This is a genomic window from Haladaptatus sp. QDMS2 (assembly GCF_029338295.1).
Classification (GTDB): domain Archaea; phylum Halobacteriota; class Halobacteria; order Halobacteriales; family Halococcaceae; genus QDMS2.
The window spans coordinates 198,686-217,401 of the sequence record NZ_CP119793.1 but is presented as its reverse complement, the minus strand read 5'-3'; the positions used below and the strand labels follow the sequence as shown (position 1 = coordinate 217,401).

Genomic DNA, 18,716 nt, shown 5'->3' with positions numbered 1-18,716 from the left:
TGACTAGTAATCCAGATGTCTCGATTGCTTCTTACCGGTCCAGATGCCGAACGCCTGGACCGACACGCACTCACCGAGGCAACCGATGTAGCCACGGGGATGGTCGATAGCGTTTTGTATCTCACGCCAACTCAAGAGCGTATTCCCATCATCGAGGAGCGGTGGGATGACGTTGGACGTCCACTCCAACTGTCGGTGGAAACCATCGATGGCTTCGTTCACAGCTGTCATGAACGTGCCTTCGGTGAAACCATCCACACGCACATGCGGAGTCCAACACGGAATCGGCTCGTAGAGCTCGCGCTCGAACATCTCGACAAGCCAGCGAACCCGCTCACCCCAGACGGGCTACCGACACGAGGGTTGGCTGATAGAGCCGACGAGCTGCTGACGCTCATGGAGTTCGCGAACCTATTGGACTCGTCTGAAATCGAAGCTCGACTGTGCGAGCTCGGGTTGGACTACCAAGCGAGGGTCACCGCCGAATTCGAACGTTCGTTTTCGAAGATGCGCGCAGACTACGCGACCCATCATGACGGTCCTCCGTTATCGATTCGGGGCGAGCGCTACGGGCGTGTCGTCGAGACTCAAGAACCGTTCACCACCCTCCGCCCGTCAATCGACGTGGTCGTCATCGGTGGATTCACCCTCTATTCCCCCCTCGAACGGATGGTCATCGAACGTGTGGTCGAAACGTGGCCGACGATAGCGATTCTGCCACTCATGAATGAGGAATCTCTCTCCCCTTCTTCTGAAAACGCACCTGGCGTCGACCGAGCGGTCGGCCGAGTCTTAGAAGCCTATCTCGAGATGGGCTTCGAATCGCGGTGGGTTCCGCCTCTGGATGAGGGTGGTGATGCGCGTGCGGAACTGGTCAGGCAGTGTTACACTACAACCAGCGCACTCGACGAACCGGAACAAGTTGTGCCGGATATCGAACGGATGGCCTCGATGAACAGACCTGAAGAGGTTCGTGGCGTCGCTCGGTCGATACAAGCCGATATCGCGGACGGTATCGAACCGAAGGATATCGGCGTCGTGGTCACGAACGCTGAGTCGTATCGTGATATCACGAGGGAGGTATTCGAGCAATACGAGATACCGTATACGAGTTCGCTCGACTATCCGGTCTTCGAGACGCGCGTTGGAGACGCCATCTCTACAGCATTCCAAGTCATCGATTCATCAGCACATACGGACTCGCTCGTTCGATTACTTTCGAACCCGCTTGTGTCCGTCGCAGGTGATGAATCCGAGCGAGTGGTGGCAGCGCTGTCGAATCTTGACCAACGCCTCGATTCACCCCGATTAGCACGGGCATACCACCATCTAATCGAGGAACATCAGGGAATCGTCGATTCACTCCTCAAAGAGTTGAATGCGAGATGTGACACATCACTCCACGAGCTTCCTGGGGAGCTTGAACGACTCCTCGAATACCTCGGAATTTCGACGGCACTAGAAGACACACGAGGACCGTACTCGGCGAGCGTTGAGGAGAGAGCGCACTCTCAAATCTTGCACGCAGCGCGAACCCTCGCGGAAACAGCTCCGATGGTCGATGACGACATCGATGGCGGTACTGAAGAACGATTTAATCGTGCGCTCCAAGCAGAAATCGTCGATTTATCCGTGGACCGTTCGTCGAATCGAGTGGTCCTCCAACCCTTGTCCGAAGTCGGGATTCAAACATTCTCCCGGCTGTACATCGTTGGGCTTACCGCTGGAAGCTTCCCAGCGAATCGAACCCGATTGGCGTTTACGTACCCGATTAACGAGGCCCATGAGGATTTCGCCCGTGCCGATACACAGCTCCGTGCCCGGTACCACGTCGCGACCCTGATGGCAGGGGCTGATTCAGTAACTCTCTCCGCACCCACACACGAACTTGATGGGACCCCTCTCGTCGAAGCCGACATCCTGGCAGAGATACATCGTGTGAGTGGACTCGACGCTCGCGAGATTCCAAAAGAGACTGGTTGTCGAGAGGACGTGCAGCGGTCCCTTGCTTCCACACTCGCCATCAATGGACCAGAAGAAGTCATTGAGTGGGTCGAGGCCGCGGCCGATGTCGGCACGTTCGATGCAGAGCGTGCTGAAAGAGCTCAAGCCGGAGGTGCATGTGCGGCATCCAGAAGCGAACCCAGCCTCACCCGGTACGATGCCCGCTTGTCTGAGGAAACGCGTCGAGCCTTGTTCCATCCGACCGATTCTGAATCCTACAGTCCGACCGCCCTCGAAACCTACGCGGCCTGTGGATTCAAGTTCTACATGAAAACGGTGATTGGAATCGAAGAGGACGATTCGCTGACCGCAGAAGCGAGTCCACTCCAGAAGGGCAGCTTCGTGCACGCGGTCGTGGAACGATTCTACCTCGAACAGCAGGACTCCCTCGGAGAGCCCGTCGACGAAATCATCTCTGACACAAAGTACTGGCAGAACCAACTACTCCAAATCGCACTTGCAGAGTTAGATGAGACGTTGACCCGAGAGCCCACGCCGTTCCAACGAGCCTGGCTCGAAGCGGTCTTCGCTGGACTAGGTGACGAAGCCTCGAATCCCTATTACGGGAATCGCCGACCCGACGAACCGGAAATCGGCGTTCTCTGTCGGTTCCTCCGTGAAGAAGAACTACTCTCCAATACGACCGTGACTCCCACCTGGTTCGAGGCTCGCTTCGGACGCCGACGTGAGTTCGATACCACCGTCCTGCAAGAAGAGCCCGTCCAACTCGAGACCCAGAACGGAAGGATTCCGATTTCCGGAACCGTCGACAGAATCGACACCTATCGCGACGAGGACGGACTCCATCTCGTCGTCAGAGATTACAAGACAGGGAATACGCCTAACGAGGCCGCGACCCTGGATGGATTGCGCTTCCAACTTCCACTCTACGCGCATATGGCCGAGTCGGTCCTCGAGAAAGGAGACGACGCTGATATTTCAACCGTTGGAGGGTCATATTACCAACTCAAACCCCCACTGGAGGTCAACCATTATAAAGGTCAAATCGGCTCGAAAGAGCACACTGCCCATATGCGAAAAGGGGGCGGAGCAGCGATGCTTGCCTGGAAGTATCCTCGGTTCGAGACGCACGCAGAATTCCGGACGTTCATCGACGAAGAAATCGTGAGCCGTATCGGACGAATTACCGCTGCGATTGAGAAAGGAGCGTTCCACCCGACGATACTGGACCCGAACGATGCTGGGTGTCGGTACTGTGCCTACCAATCTGTTTGCGATGTTCGACCGCATCAACGCCACGAAACCATCGAAGAGCTGGAGACGTCCGAATCACCCTCGTACATCCCAGAGATGGCCCGAGGAATCCATTATGAAGCAAGTGATACTGAAGGGGGTGCCTGAAGATGGTCGACTGGGACCGACTGACTGAGGAACAACAGATTGCTGCCGGAACACACGACCGAAACATCTCACTGACGGCCGGTGCAGGGACGGGGAAGACAACGACCCTGACCGCACGGTATATGGAATTACTCCGAGAGACCGTTCTCGAAGATAGTGGTGGACTCGATGACACCTCTCAAGGACTCAGCCCCGAGAACATCCTCACCACCACCTTCACCGAACGTGCTGCTAGCGAGCTGAAAGAGAAGATACGGACGGAGGTATCCCAGGAGTTACAGACCATCGACGACCAGGAATCGTTCGCACGGTGGCAGCGAATCGCAGATGATATCGAATCCGGGTACATTCACACTCTCCATGGATTCTGCTCTCGATTACTACGCGAACACGCACTCAACGTACCGGAGATAGCCCCTGGATTCACGACGCTCGATGAAGACGAGACCGTCGCACTCATCGAACGGACGGTCGCGTCGTCCATCGAAGCGCTCGAAGGTACCGATGAGATTCGGACACTTGCCCGCCGTTTCACACGAAGCGACCTCAAGTCGATACTTTCATCGTTGTTAACGAAGCGCCCTGAGAGCCTCGAGTGGGCCGAACGGTGGCGGGATGCCACACGTGAGGAGTACACAGAGTACGTATGGGAGAACCTGTATCCCATCAGTCCCACCTTCGCACGCAAGACCTTCCAGGGTCCCCCATCGCACGCGTTTGAGACGTTCGAACGGCTCGCCGACGAATCACCACCGATTAGTGAGAAGGATAAAGCGTGGAAGCAACTCACCTCAATTCTCGAGCGACTCCAAGCGTACGGCATCCGAGACCAAGATGTCGATGTTGACAATCGAGCCCGACAGAGATGCGTGAACGAAATCTGTGATATCCTGACCACATCGAAGGGGGAGCGCTATTCAGATGCGTACTATCACGGGATCGATTCGAATTGGGACGGATACGAAGCCGAACAACAATCGGTCGCTGAGGCGATGGAAACGTTGTGGGAGTGGCTCAACCCACCGGCACTCCTAGTGGACGTGAACATTGAGTCCGATGCGCGGAGCTTTCGGTATCTAACTGCACTGGCTAAAGTCCTCATCGTGGTCGGTGACCGGTACGCAGCTGAGAAACGCCGTCAGAACCTCGTCGACTACACAGATCAAATCGAGTTCGCCTACACCTTCCTCGAGGACCATGCATCGGAAGAGACATTGCACGAGCTACGGTCGCAGTTCGCCTTCGTGATGGTCGATGAGTTCCAGGATACGAATCCACGACAGTGGGATATCATCAAACACCTGACCACCTCGAATCCTACGTCCTACGAGGGAGACAACGTCTTCGTCGTGGGTGACAGCAAGCAGAGCATCTATCGCTTCCGTAACGCGGATGTGACGATGTTCGGGGCTGTACAGGCGGAGCTCCAAGCGGCGAACGAACATCGGGGCGCAGTGACGACGGATGCTGGCGAAGGTGAGGAGTTTTCGGATGCTCTCGAGAACGGTGAGCAGCTATCCTTGAATTTCCGGACGCTTCCGAACGTCCTGTACTTCCTGAACGCCCTGTTCAATCGAATCTTCGTGGCCGATACGGCAGCTCCCTTCGAGGCGCGTCCACAACCCCTCGAACCAGCTCGAAATAACCCTGAGGACATCGACGCCTCCGTAGAGTACCTCTGCGTCCCGACGAACGAAGAGCTCATCGAGAACCTCTACGAGGAGAACGCACCAATCGATGCAACGCAAGTCTCACATGGGGCAGAACTCGAAGCAGAGGCACTCGCAGCACGGCTAACTCGGCTGTTCGCAGAGGAGACGTTGGTATACGAATCTGAGACCGTCGATGAGGAACAAGATGGACGGCAGGCAGTGTTGAACCGTGTACGAGGTGAAGGAAGCGAAGCGAACGAACTCGAGACACGCCCGGTCGAACCGACCGATGTCGCGGTTCTCATTCGGAGTCGAACGCACCTGAAGACGTACGAGCGAGCACTCTCCGTCGCTGGGATTCCGTACACAGTCGCTTCGGGAATCGGCTTCTATGAAACCCCTGAGATAGAAGCACTCATCAATCTCTTCCGAACGCTCGTCTCTCCAGAGAACGAACGGGCCTTGTACGCGACTCTCAGATCCCCTGTGTTCGGGTTACCAGATGAGAAGATAGCCGCACTCCTCGGGGACGACCGCTCGACCGGCTCAACCCCCCTCTGGGACTCACTCCGAAGAGCATCCGACCCAGAAATCGGTGCAATCGTGAGACGAATCAACGAATGGCGAGCTGCGGCAGGAGTGACAACGACCTCGCCCGCTACCGAATCCTGGAGTGAACTCCTCACCAGTATTATCGACGAAACGAGTTTCCTCGTCAGCATTAGTGCAGGTGAACGGTCTCGTCAAGCGGTTGCCAACGTAGAGAAGTTGCGAAATCAACTTCGAAACGCGACCGACATCACCAGCCTTGCGACGTTGGTTATGCGACTCGAGCGACGGGTCGAAAATGCCCGTCGTGAGGGTGAAGCAACCATCCCCGAAGATGCAGAGGGAGTCCGCATCCTCACCATACACGATGCGAAAGGCGAAGAATTCCCGGTCGTCGCCGTCCCTGGAGTTTCGCGAAAGTTCATGAACAGGGGTTCCATCGCCGATGGGAAACTAGAATTCGAAACCTTGCCTAGCGGTCCTGCTGTCGGGATGAAAGCCCCGAAATCTGATGATGCGTTCCACGAGACGGATACAGTCTCACGAATCAGCATCAAACGACAGCGAGAACTGGAAGAGCGCGCCGAAGAGAAACGTATCCTCTACGTCGCCTGTACACGGGCCCGGGACCACCTCATCCTCTCTGGCACCCATGCCATAGAATCGTCAGCCGACGTGTCTACGAGCGGGCTTTCAGCCATCCGAGCACCAAATCCAGAAGCGGCCACCTCGTGGCGCGATTGGGTACAGGATGCACTGCTCGACCCAGAAATCGTCGATGAGCTCGAATCAACCGGAAGTGCGACCGGCTCGCTCGGAAACGGAACCTACACCGTACGGTTACCAGAACAGGCGGTCGATTGGCAACCGAAGCTGCAATCATCGAACCCAACTACCACCATCGAACGGTCGATTCCGATGTCTGCAAATTCACGGTATAGGTTCACTCCTTCAGGTCTCAAGGCGCTCTTCGCACGGAAGGGAGAACTCGTCTACGATGAACTTCAAAATCGGGTGATATTGGTCCACGAGCCTGCTGAAGGCGGCTCGGAGAGACCGGAGTCTGAATTACCCGCGACCCTACTCGGAGATATCGTACACAAACTCTGTGAACTTCGGGCCCCTGCGGAGCAGTGGAAGACCATCGCGGAAGGATTCATCGCTGCCGAGCCAGACGTGTCCGTGGATGCGTTGGATATGGAACTCATCGAGATGCACACGAGACGGGCATTGCGGTTCCTCGAATCTCGAATCGAATCGGAAGCCTCCTCACATGCAGAGACAATCGTGACCGCAGAGTTCAAACATGGAGAAGTAAGAGGACTCATCGACCAGTTGCTCGTCACGGATGATGAGTTTCACATCATCGACTACAAAACGGGAGACGTCCCACAAGATCATATCGAATCTGCAGTGACTAGATATCAGAATCAGTTGGAGGCGTACGCCGTCGCCCTACACCAGGCGGATTTGACACGGGGAGTTCGGACGACGCTGTTCTTCACTTCGGTAGAGGACTATTGGACGCAACAATATGATTCAAAAGAACTCGATAAACTCGCGAACCAACTTGAGAATCGTATCGAGGATTGTGTTGCAGAGTCCATGGACTATTTTGGGGCAAGGTAAACCCTCTGAGATGGAATTTCGAATTGGAGTTGACATCGTACGGACATGGAACCTTGATTAGCTTATCCACGTTCACCAGTCATTGATATGGCTCGGAATGAACTTCGAATAGGACTTGAAACAGCCTTGTATATACAATTCTTCGCTCTACTGGGATTCACCTTTACCCGACATTCTGAATGATGATGTCCGCTTCGGATAGGGTGTCCCGGTCAATTTAGTGACTACGTCATAGACAGCATATCTTGAGTCTATGGGGAGGGTATTGATATGGTAGATTGTTGAAATTGTTCATGTGATTGACGAACCGATTCCAGATTCCATTGCGGAGGCGATGGTCCAATATCTCTTCAGAGGAACCTACCCAACAAAATTCGATAATATTCTCTATCTCGGATGTACAGATGGCACACTCATCGATACAGTAGACCGTCTCTGTGAAGAGAACGCGTCATGGAGTGTGCCGAATGGATACGTTTTCGGGCAAGATGAAGGTCAGCTAAGTGAAATATGTGACAGTTACCGGAATAAAAACAACATAGAGATAATTGAAGATGATTTTTTCCGTGGAGGAGTCAATCTTGAATTGGATTTTGACTATATCATCTGTTCACCAACTCATATCCCTTGGGACGACCTAGATAAGGAAACACGGCGAGATTATGCGATAAACTCCGCACTGATAACCGATGAGGATGCTTCACCAGTCGATTCAGATTTCCTGTACATCGAGCAAATACTCCGTCGATTAAGCGAGTCTGGTCGGGCGGTAGTGTTGACTTCAAACGAACTCAAAACGAATGAATCTGCTGCCCCTCTTCGAAAGCTCCTCTATTATCGGACCGAAGCGATAGAAGAAATCAATCTTGAGGCCCATTTGCATGAATCTCCGAGACTGCTAACAGTCATCTCGAATGAACTGACTACATCTGATGGAAATAGATTGCATCGTTACAACCCATCAGAACAAGAGCGAAATCTGATGGGGCGATTGGATGAGTCGAACCCCAAACTGGACATTACATCGATGATGACCCTGAATCCATACGGGTACGAGGTTGACCAACGGATTGCCGATGTCTTCCTCGATATGATATGTCATGATTTCGATGCTGCTCTCGTCTTCGAAAACGCAGCTACACGAACCGGTCTTCAAGGGTATATCTCACGAGAAGGGACCCGCATCGACGACGGCGTAACGATTGGTGATATCGTTGAACCACTCTTTTCGCACAATCTTCTACAACCGACCGCATCGATAAGAGAAGTTATCGACGAATTAAGTCAGGAACGATTTCGCTTCGTTGGCTCGAATGAAGATATTGAAGGTATCGTCACACGATTCGATCTCAACAGCTTACCAGTCTATCTCCATCTGTTTGACTTGTTTTCAGAATTCGAAATCGGTTTACGCAGCTTAATCAGAGAGCACCTCCCGAATTGGGAAGATGATCAAAATGTTTCGATTCGCTATCGCGGTGATAGGTCTCTATACCCTGATAAGCTTGCATGTGGACGGCTTGATCAGCTCGTACAACTTGTAGAGAGCAATGATTTGCAAACCGAGATTAAGCGTGATATTCGAGGGTATGAAATTGAGCTCAGTGATTTGGTTCATCTTCGAAATTCTGTGGCACACTACAACCCGATTATTCACACGATGAGTGATGGATCTACCTTGACTGACCCTGTTCGCGGGGCAAACCAGCTCTTCTCGGAATATCAGTTTCTACGAGACTGTATCGATTCATTATCGAATCGAAACTAATCAGATTCATTGACCTCAGTTTGCGGTAATATCGTTTTTCTGCTCAAGTATTGAATATGATAATCATTGAGTGTTGTCGGTGACTTTCACAATAGTATAGTTCGGTTGCTCCGTAATAGAATTCTGTTCACATTGCTGAGGAGGTAAATAAAACGGAGCGGTGAGGTGCACTCACCGGTGGCTTTCGTTTCCGATTAGTCCGTATTCGCAGGCACGACGTTCTCTCCTGGCTGTGAGTTGAGGAGGAGGTCGAGAGTAGCATAATCTCGAGGGGCTCATTACGATTATTTCACTCTTGCACCTTCAACGGCGTTGTCAAGTTCATTCGATACGAGATTCCTGAACGTGTGACCGAGGTGTGCATCTGAACCTGCATCGATTTCCTCGACAGAAGCGTCACGTCCAATTGGACCTTGGTCAAATACCTCGATTCGGTATCCTTGATGGTGTACCGTTCATTTTCATTTTTCCACGGCCACCACTCTTACGAGGAAGTCCACCCGGTCCCCGTATGACGATTATTTCGATGGGGACCCGCCCGGTAGAAATAGACAGCCCCCTAACAATTAACTAACTTGACCACTGAATACCAGATAAGATGTTGGGGGATACCGAGTACCAAGTTGAAGTAGGGATTTTCGAATGAGTGCGACCAACTCGGAAGATCGACTCATCGAGGCGCTTCGCTCCGATGAGTACCAGCCGCGATACGATGCCCTAGAAACCCTTGCGAACGAGACCATCTCGAAGGAGACCGCAAAGGAGGTTCTTCCGGACCTACTCGAGTTCATGGGCGGTACCCATGCGATGTGGAAGCTGAAGAGCATCGAGGCGATTTCGAAACTCGCCAGCTATCACCCTACGGCGTTCAGGTCGTTGCCGGATTCAGCGTTCGATCCGATACTTCGCTATTTCGACTCAGATTCATGTGGCGACTCCGGGCCGGTCGCATGTGCACTCGGAGCATCTGGCCGGTTCGATGCTATCGAAGCGATTCATGAACGTCACGAGGAGATATACGGGGCTGCAGCGGCCGAGATACAGCGTGGTCTCGAAATCGCCACGGAAACCCTGATTCAAAACCTGCTGGCCGAAGACGTGCCATCAGATTCGAGTACTGGCGATGGGCTCCGATTGTTGGCCAAGCATCATCCGATGTTAGTCGTTGAATGGGAAACTGAACTGTTCGATTTACTCGAATCTCCGAACGGTGATATCGCGGTCGATGCGTTCGTAGAAATTCTGGCGACGGAGGCTGGAAGCGAGCTGTCAGAAACCACGTTGGTCGAGGCTATTGACGTGTCCCCGGACTCGAGCCCAGAGTTAATTCAGGCAGCGGCCAACGGCCTCGACGCCATGTTGCGCTCCGACACCCGAATCGACGCTGTGAAGAACGCGATGTCCGAGGCACTGGAGTGGCTCGAGAGCGACGATACTACCGTCCAGAAGAAATCTTTCGAGCTCCTCACGCCCATCTCTACACACGCACCATCGCTGTTGTCCGGGAACCTAGCCCCGGTCGCCGAACTCGCTGTCGAGACCGACGAGGTCGGCTGCAAGGCCGTGGTCGTCATCCTCCGCTACGCGGCTGCAATCGCCGAGGATGCGGAATCGTACCTCCAAGCGTTACTCGAGTCAACTGGTGGCCAGCCAGCATACAGTTGGTTGGCAGAATCGCTCGAGGTGCTCCGCTACGAAGAAAGAGGCGACTGGAAGCCTGTCTCGGTCGGCGAACTTGGAGCGTCCATGATGAGCGGTCTGCGGAAGGCGACGAAAGAGGGTCGGACGGTTCCCATTCTCTGGCCTGGCTTTCAACCGCAAATCGTGCTCCCCCTCGCCATCGAAGTCCTTCTGGAAAGCTCACTCCAGGGACAAGATACCATCCTCTATACCAAAGGAACGACCTCCCATTGGGGTGGTAAAAAACAGATTCGAGAAGAATATAGGCGATATGGCATCGATATTCCGGGTCGGTTCCGTGTGGATTCAAATGGGGGGCACAAGCCGCTCGAGGAGCTATTCCCACATAGTTTCGTCTACGACGGCGAACACCGCTGCAATGAAGACGGGGGTATCGCCAACCTCGTCCTCGTGTCGCGAGACACTGAACTCGAGGTAATCGCTGACCGCGGCCCCATACTCTTCAACTTTCATTCTCGGGTCACAGCAGAAGAAGAGGGAGTCGTCGACGAGGTCGATAGGGACCAGCTCGTCTGTCCTATCTACAGCATCTACACGAAGCAAGAACACGGTGAGAACCGCGTTCCAGAGTACTTCCCACCTGATTTGTCGGAGGTCGATGTGCTTCCCCGAACCCAAGCGGTACGGTCTGTAGTCGATGGGGACGGTGTCTATCGTCCGGAATCACCGGTCCCGTTGTCGAGCGATGCTGAACTCGAGGCCCTAGCGACGGAAAAAGAAATTCGGATTGACGCAATCGATGCGAAACGGCTGATACCGATGTTCGAAGATGCTAATGAAGCGGCGATGTTCCTCGTCGAGAACGGCGCTGAGCTCGGTGGGTGGAAGTCATATTCGTACCTGAAGCGATTCGAGCGCTTGCCTGTCCCCGCGGATTACTACGATAGGTGGGTCCTGGACAAACGTCGACGGGGGAAACGAGGTCGACAATCCTGGACGATGGGTGAGTTCGTCGACGAGTTCGGTTCCTTCGTTTCGAACGCAGATATGATGACTCGTGCCGGCGCATCGGACGTCCACGAGCAATTGGAGCGCCTCCTCCTAGCACTTGATGAACGGAACGAACTCTACGATGCAATCCGCGACCGTGTCGAAGCTGCCGTCACCGAACATCGTTCGCTCGGGATTTTCACGCCTACACCGGCGTGGCGTCATACTCTCATGGAACGCCTTCTCGAGGACAAGGCACTGTTCCGACACACTCTTGGAAACAAGGTCCAGGTGACCGACCGCGAATCAGTTCGCGACATCGACCGGTGCAATGAATTGCTCATCGCCGGGCCGCAGCGTAAACAGCACATTGGGTGTCTCGTGCATCCGAACGCAGAGCATGTGACGATATTGACCTACGAAGGTCGGTATAAAAAGAACCTCCAAAACCGCCTCCACCAGTTCATCGACCGAATCAACGCTGCCTTCCAGGTGACCGATTCCGCGTTGTTACCATATCCGGAGATTTCCGTCTCTAATCGGTCCGAAGGTGAGGAGGCCACGGAAGATGCAGATACGGATGGATTCGAAGGACGGGTAGAGGAAGAGTCAGGTTCACGGGTGGCGGAAGAAGCTGATTCGCTCGAGGACCGTCTCTCTGAGCACCTTGATAACTCTCGCTTCGGTCGCGAGTTCGACCACGACACCAGTCGGTACGACGATTACGTCCACCAGGACTTCGATATCGAGACCGAGGATGGCGAGACGCTCCACCGGGAATCTGGGACGAGGTTGCTCGTCGAGGAGCGTATCGCTCACTGGCAAGATGTCGAGACAGAGTACGGGTGGCGTTCGCCAGCCGAGCTCTCCAAAGGGACGACTATCCTCGAGATTGATTCATGGTATTGGAACAAGCTCTGGGACGAATGGCTCGATGAGCGTTACGCGGATATAGAAGGCGGTAGGGTGACCGACCAGTTGCGGACGTGGTACGATACAATCTCTGAGATACTGACGGAGATTCAGGAGGAGGTCGGCGCCGATGAACCCACCGAGACCGTCGTCTACCACTACATAATCGGGGAAGCGAGAAGTGTCGGTATCGATCGTAGTTCGGTCAGGGTTCGCGATTGGTTCGAGAGCGTCGCCATCGCCAACGACGCTCTCGAGCTGGCTCGAGACCCGAGTTTGACGATGGGGCCCCGGGCCGTCGAGGATATCCAACTCATCGGCAAGGCGTTCGATAAGCCCGCATTGAAGGGCTCGAACGGCAATCTCATCGACGCTGGACTTAGGAAGATTCGCGGTGCACATATTCATCAAGGGAGTGAAATCAGAGAGCACGTCGCGAAGACGCTCACCGAAGGAGGTGACGACTGTGAAATGATTCTCCAACATTCGACCAGCTATGTCGTCAAAGCGGTCATCGACGTTACCGAGAACTGACGATTATGTTCCAGAGATGAAATCGGTAGAGGATGAAGTTATTCGACGGTAATCTTATTACAGCAACAGACAAATTCCTTATATGAAACCACGTTTCGATTCAATTCCACCTCGGAACGATCCAGAGTACACCCGACCACCCGAAGAGGCGTTCGATACAGAGGGGGATACCAAGTACCGTCGCCATCAGGCGATGGACCATGTCATTACAGGACGGTTAATCGACCGGATTACGGGACGAGGACCAGAGCAACAGACGCTTTACGGGAACACACCGAGTCGTCGATGTTTCGCCGGCGTTGTTGCGAGTCAGTATCGCTTCCGGAAGGCGCAAGCAGAGGACGATAGCTTCCAGAACTTCGGCCAAGATGTCGCACCGTTCTCGCTTGGGCTGACGTTCCAGGTCGATTCCGACGAGCTCGACGACGCAGAGTTCGAGTTCCAACCCAATCTAAAGCTCTTCTACCGTCGTTATCCTAAATACGAGGAGCAACTCCGATACGGGGAATTGGAGGAGGCTTCCTATGGCGAACTCGCGGTGACGAACGAGGACCGGGAGGTCCACGCAGATGGAGGGACCGCCACCTACGATGAACAAAACCTCCTGAGGGTGTTCGAGCGGCTATCGCCGTCCATTGAACCAATCTCTGTCCCTGGGGCGGAGATTCGTGACGCCGCCAAACGCGACCGACGGCTACACTACGATATAACCAATCAGTTACAGGCGGCGCGAGAGGCGTACCACGGAGCCGAGCGGGTCTATTGCGAATCCACAGATGGTGTCGAACGCTGGGAGGCCGACTCTGTTCCAGCGGAGAGCCTTACCGACGAACCATCGTTCGAGGCACATCTCGAGGAGGTGTTCTCCGAGACGCCCAAACCCGTCGAGTGGACGGCGTACCTCCGAATCACCGCCAGCCAGCGTGACGACGGACGAATAGCCGTCTCGGTCTCGCTCGTCAACGGCTTCGGTGAAGACTATCCAAACTCAGAGGAACCCGACGAGGATTGGCAGTCCTACCTCTTCGATGTCACTCTCGGGGTCGAGGCCGGGTCGCCATTGTTCAAATCCTTCCCATCCGAGGAGATTCGAGATCACTACCAGTACGACGGGAACATTTACGCCATCGGTGAGAACTGCGCGGTCGAGCGTATGAGCAAGAATCCGGTCACCGGTCTTCAGACGACCACTGTCCCTGTATATGAGCAGCCGAAGTATCACTCCCGAGAGACCGTTGACGCGCCCTTCAGCGAATTGGCACATGGGGACATTGATGGCGTCCTCGCGAACATCGAAGCTGAAATGGACTCGGCCTACGAGCAGTACGAAAATCTCGAAGATGACATACTGGTTGGCAAAACGTCGGCGGCACAGAAGGAGTACCAGAAGACGCTCAGGGACTTTGCTGCCGAACGAGAGCGGTTCCATCAGGGGCGTGAACTCATCGCGAACGACCCACAGGTTGAGAAGGCGTTCCGCGCGCTGAACGAGACTTTCACCGAGATGGGTGAAGATTACGTGCAATGGCGGCTCTTCCAAATCGTCTTCATCGTCATGACGCTCCCGGATATCGTCGCGCAAGCAGACCCAGAGCGGGATATCGTTGATGCGCTCAATGTCGGTGACGTCATCTACTTCCCGACTGGTGGTGGGAAGACCGAAGCATACCTTGGATTGGTTGTCTTCGCGGCGTTTTACGACCGCCTCCGGGGGAAGGAGTTCGGGATGACCGCGCTCACGAAGTTCCCACTGCGCCTGCTCTCGTTGCAACAACTCCAGCGCATCGCCGACGTCCTCTGCATGGCCGAAACTATCCGCCGGGACGATTCGGCGATGGCAGGTGAATCGTTCAGTGTCGGCTACTTTGTCGGTCGGAACAACACGCCGAACAAGACCTACTCGATGAGCGATCGTGGAGGCGACACGAACTACGTCAAGGAGGCAAGGGACGACCCTGACAAGCAACAGGAGTGGCTGATGGTCCAGGACTGTCCGTACTGCGACGCTGACGAGACGGTCTCGGTCACGGGCGACTTGGAGCGAATGCGAATCATCCATCAGTGCGAGAACCCTGAGTGCCCAGAGGTGCAACACCAGGGTGGTAAGACAGCAGAGCTACCCATCTACATCACCGACGAGGAGGTCTACCGTCACGCTCCCACGTTCGTGGTGAGCACCATCGACAAAATCGCCATCGTCGGCTGGCAGCGCAGGATGCGGACGCTCTTCGGTCGCGTCAAGCATCGCTGCCAGAAGCACGGCCTCACCAGCGAGGAGGAGTGCTTCATGGCCGACAACTCCTACCCGAAAAAGCTCCGATGCGACAGCGCCGATTTGACTCCGGTAGAGCCTGTAGATCCGCCATCCATACTCATCCAAGACGAGCTGCACCTGCTCCGGGAGGAATTTGGTGCGTTCGATTCTCATTACGAGACGTTCATCCAAGAGTTGGTGAACCGCTACACTGACGGCCGGTGGCAGATGAAAATCGTGGCGGCGACCGCGACCATCAAGGGAGCTTCGTCACAGGTAAACGCGCTCTATTGGCGGGACACGAACGTCTTCCCGACACAGGGGCCGCGGCTGCGGCAGTCCTTCTATGCGTACGAAGATCCATATCAACTCGGGCGTCGAATGGTTGGGGCGATACCTCGGACCATCTCGCGAACCTTGGCCATCAACTCCATCATCCGCGAACGGGCAATGCTCGTCCAGGAACTCCAGGGAGATTTGGAATCTGATGACCTTGACGGACTGGATGCTGCGCTCGCGGAGATTCCGGAATCACAACTCGGTGGTCCACTCGACCTGCCCACGGACGTGGCTGAGCGCAAGGACATCTACCAAAAATTGCTCGGAATGTATGAGGTACAGGTCAACTACAACATCGCGAAGACGAAGAGTGATATGTTGCAGCGTAACGTCAACCAGATGCTCAACGAGCAGCTGAAGGCGTACGGCGAGCCCTATCACGAACTCAAATCGGTCCCCCTTACGGGAGAGACAGACATGGACGTGGTCCGCGACGCGCTAGCGCGGTTGGAATCTGACAATCCCGATCGGCCTATCGATATCGTCATCGCGACGTCGATGATTTCACACGGTGTAGACATCGACAAGCTGAACTTCATCTCCTTCTTCGGGATGCCTCGGAACACTGCCGAGTACATCCAGGCGTACTCACGCGTCGGTCGAAGGTATCCTGGGACAGTGTTCGTCCTCTTCGACGCGATTCGCGCTCGAGATCGCTCGCATTACACAAAGTTCGAACATTACCACCGCTACCAGGACCTACTCGTCGAGGCGACTCCGCTCGAGCGATGGGCCCAATTCGCTATCGACCGGACAATGCCCGGACTCATAGTCGGGCTGTTCCTCCAGTACTACCATCACGAGTTCGAAGGGCAGACCGAGAAGTCGCTCTACCAATTCCAGGGGTACAACGAAGCCCTAGACCGTGACCTTATCACCAGCGAGGACGCCCTCGAGTTTATCAAGCGGGCCTACTCGGTTACGGAGGAACAGGAACAAGAGTGGTCGGACGTTCACGGGATAAACCTCTACCGTGAGCGCATCAAAGATCAGTTCGATAAAGTGTGGGACCGGCTGGTCGAAGATCCCCTGGGGAAGGATCCCCGCGAGGAGTTCATCGCGAATGTGGTGACGGGTGACGCCGAGGACGAGCACGGGCCGATGAATAGCCTCCGGGATATCGACCAACAAATCGACATCATTCCGAACCGGTACTCCACCGTCGTCGTGGAGTCGTTCAAAGAAGGTGGCCACTGATGGATAATAGTAATGCGGAGATGCGGCGTGGAATCGCACAAGTACTCAGTTCGTTCACGCCTGGCGCACTGTTCAGCTACGGGCGCGAGGGCTTCTCAATGCAGGTCGATGACTGGAAGGTCGACCGCATGGAGAACGTCGACGAGAAGCGGGTGATGAAACGCATCGCCGGCGCTGTCAAGGAGTTCCGCAACAGCGACGAGAAGCCGTGGAACGACATCGAGAACGCGGCCATCGATATCTACCGACCCAAGGAGGTCCAGGGCGACCTCTTCCCAATGACGATGGTGTGTCGACAGTGCAACGCGGTGTTCAACCCAAAGAACCACAAGCACCTCGCGTCGACGAAGGGAACCTGTACCCGGTGTAGTGAAGGCGAGTTACACCAGCTGCAATGGGTCTTGACCCATGACTGTGGGGCGGTCTCGAACATTATGCCGAAAGCGTGTGATAAGCCTGGCCACGGTTGGGAAGACGTCTTTCTGAAGCGTGGGGATCCAGACAACGTCAACACCTTCGAGTTCCGGTGTCGGAAGTGCCGCCAGAAGATTAAATCCTTGACCGGCCCATGTAGCGGGTGTTCGGAGTACGTCAGCGAGGCCAGCCCGCTTCAGAGCGGTTCGGTCTACTACCCACAGCGGGAGGTGATGGTCGAGATTCCACCCGTGGGACCGGAGGCTCGAGATCTCGTCTTCAACGACGAGTGGGCGCGGGTGCTAATGCATGCGCACCTTGGGTTACTCGACCTGAACCAGGAAGGCATCACCCTCGAATCGGTCGCGACGCGACGCGGTATCGATGGCGAGCAGTTGGCAGGTATCGAAGACCGCCTCAAAGAGGTGCCTGCTGACGTTGCTGATGACATCCTCGACGCGCTCGGGAGCGCACAGACCGGGCTTCCTGGCCGTGTGGAGATAGCGAAAAAGAACGAAACGAGGGTAGATTTGCCGAACGACTCGACGCGGTTTTCGCATATCGCCCACGAGCTCTTCACCTTCATCCGCTCGACGGAGGGGTACGAAGGACCGCGCCAGCACGTCAGGAACGTGAACCGCCATCCGGTCCCGCGTCCACTCTCAGATTACGTCGACGATCCAAAGTTCGAGCGAAAGTACCGCCAGGCCGGACTCTACCGCAAACGACTGCGAAGTATCAACGTGTCTGACGCATGGATTGTCGACAGCTTCCCACTGCTCTCAGTGGTTTTCGGCTACACCAGAGACGACATCCAGGCGAGCAAGGTCGACCTGAAGGCGTTCGAGAAGTCCGCCTCGAGCGATGCGCTGACCGCGTACGGCGATCGATCGCCATCGGAGGCTATCGTCCTCGAGATAGATAGGAAGGCTATCATCGAGTGGCTGCTCGATGCTGGCGTGCTGAACGGAGCCAACGCACCCGACCTCGAAGACGAGGTCGCACTCAAGACCTGGTTCCTCGAGAACATCGACCCGACGGAGCTGCAGAACCCGTTCACACCGATTGAGGACGAGATGACCGAGCAAGTGTACCAGCTGCTCCATACGATGAGCCATGCACTGATGTCGACCGCCAGCCAGCAGTGTGGGTTGGATTCCGACAGCATCTCGGAGCTCATCCTCCCGACGGTACCATCCATTATCCTCTACGCCGAGAGCATGGAGCATTTCGCTCTCGGCGGGATGTTCACCCTGTTCAAGACCCGCCTCCATGATTGGGTCGACGAGGCGAAGAAGCACGCCGTCCAGTGTATCTACGATCCCGCATGCATCGAAGACGAGTCGGGAGCTGCCTGTCACGCATGCATGCACGTGAGCGAGTTCACCTGCCAGTCGTTCAACAACACACTGGACAGGACCGTTCTTGTGGGGGATGGAGCAAAGGTTCCGGCCTTCTGGGATATCTAATC

6 protein-coding genes are annotated in these 18,716 nt (G+C 55.0%); all 6 read left to right on the top strand.

Translation table 11 applies throughout. The annotated features are described in order from the left end of the window. Positions 1–15 precede the first annotated feature (15 nt). The 6 genes from P1M51_RS19605 (at position 16) to P1M51_RS19580 (ending at position 18,714) form a co-directional block, all read left to right on the top strand. Entirely contained in the window at positions 16–3,366 is a 3,351-nt protein-coding gene (locus P1M51_RS19605) for a PD-(D/E)XK nuclease family protein (protein ID WP_276275247.1), read from the top strand. A 2-nt stretch (positions 3,367–3,368) separates the two neighbouring features. Next, positions 3,369–7,196, top strand: a complete 3,828-nt coding sequence (locus P1M51_RS19600; RefSeq protein WP_276275246.1) for an exodeoxyribonuclease V subunit beta — start codon at positions 3,369–3,371, stop codon at positions 7,194–7,196. 295 nt (positions 7,197–7,491) lie between these two features. Beyond that, on the top strand, positions 7,492–8,964 hold the full coding sequence (locus P1M51_RS19595) for a hypothetical protein (protein ID WP_276275245.1): 1,473 nt from the start codon (positions 7,492–7,494) through the stop codon (positions 8,962–8,964). Between the two features lie 642 nt (positions 8,965–9,606). After that, positions 9,607–13,041, top strand: a complete 3,435-nt coding sequence (locus P1M51_RS19590; RefSeq protein ID WP_276275244.1) for a hypothetical protein — start codon at positions 9,607–9,609, stop codon at positions 13,039–13,041. A gap of 82 nt (positions 13,042–13,123) precedes the next feature. Continuing rightward, positions 13,124–16,831: a helicase-related protein gene (locus P1M51_RS19585; RefSeq protein WP_276275243.1), complete on the top strand. Its 3,708-nt coding sequence runs from the start codon at positions 13,124–13,126 to the stop codon at positions 16,829–16,831. A 98-nt stretch (positions 16,832–16,929) separates the two neighbouring features. After that, positions 16,930–18,714 carry a DUF1998 domain-containing protein gene (locus tag P1M51_RS19580; protein WP_276275242.1) on the top strand — a complete coding sequence of 595 codons (1,785 nt, stop codon included), beginning with the start codon at positions 16,930–16,932 and terminating at the stop codon, positions 18,712–18,714. Positions 18,715–18,716 lie beyond the last annotated feature (2 nt).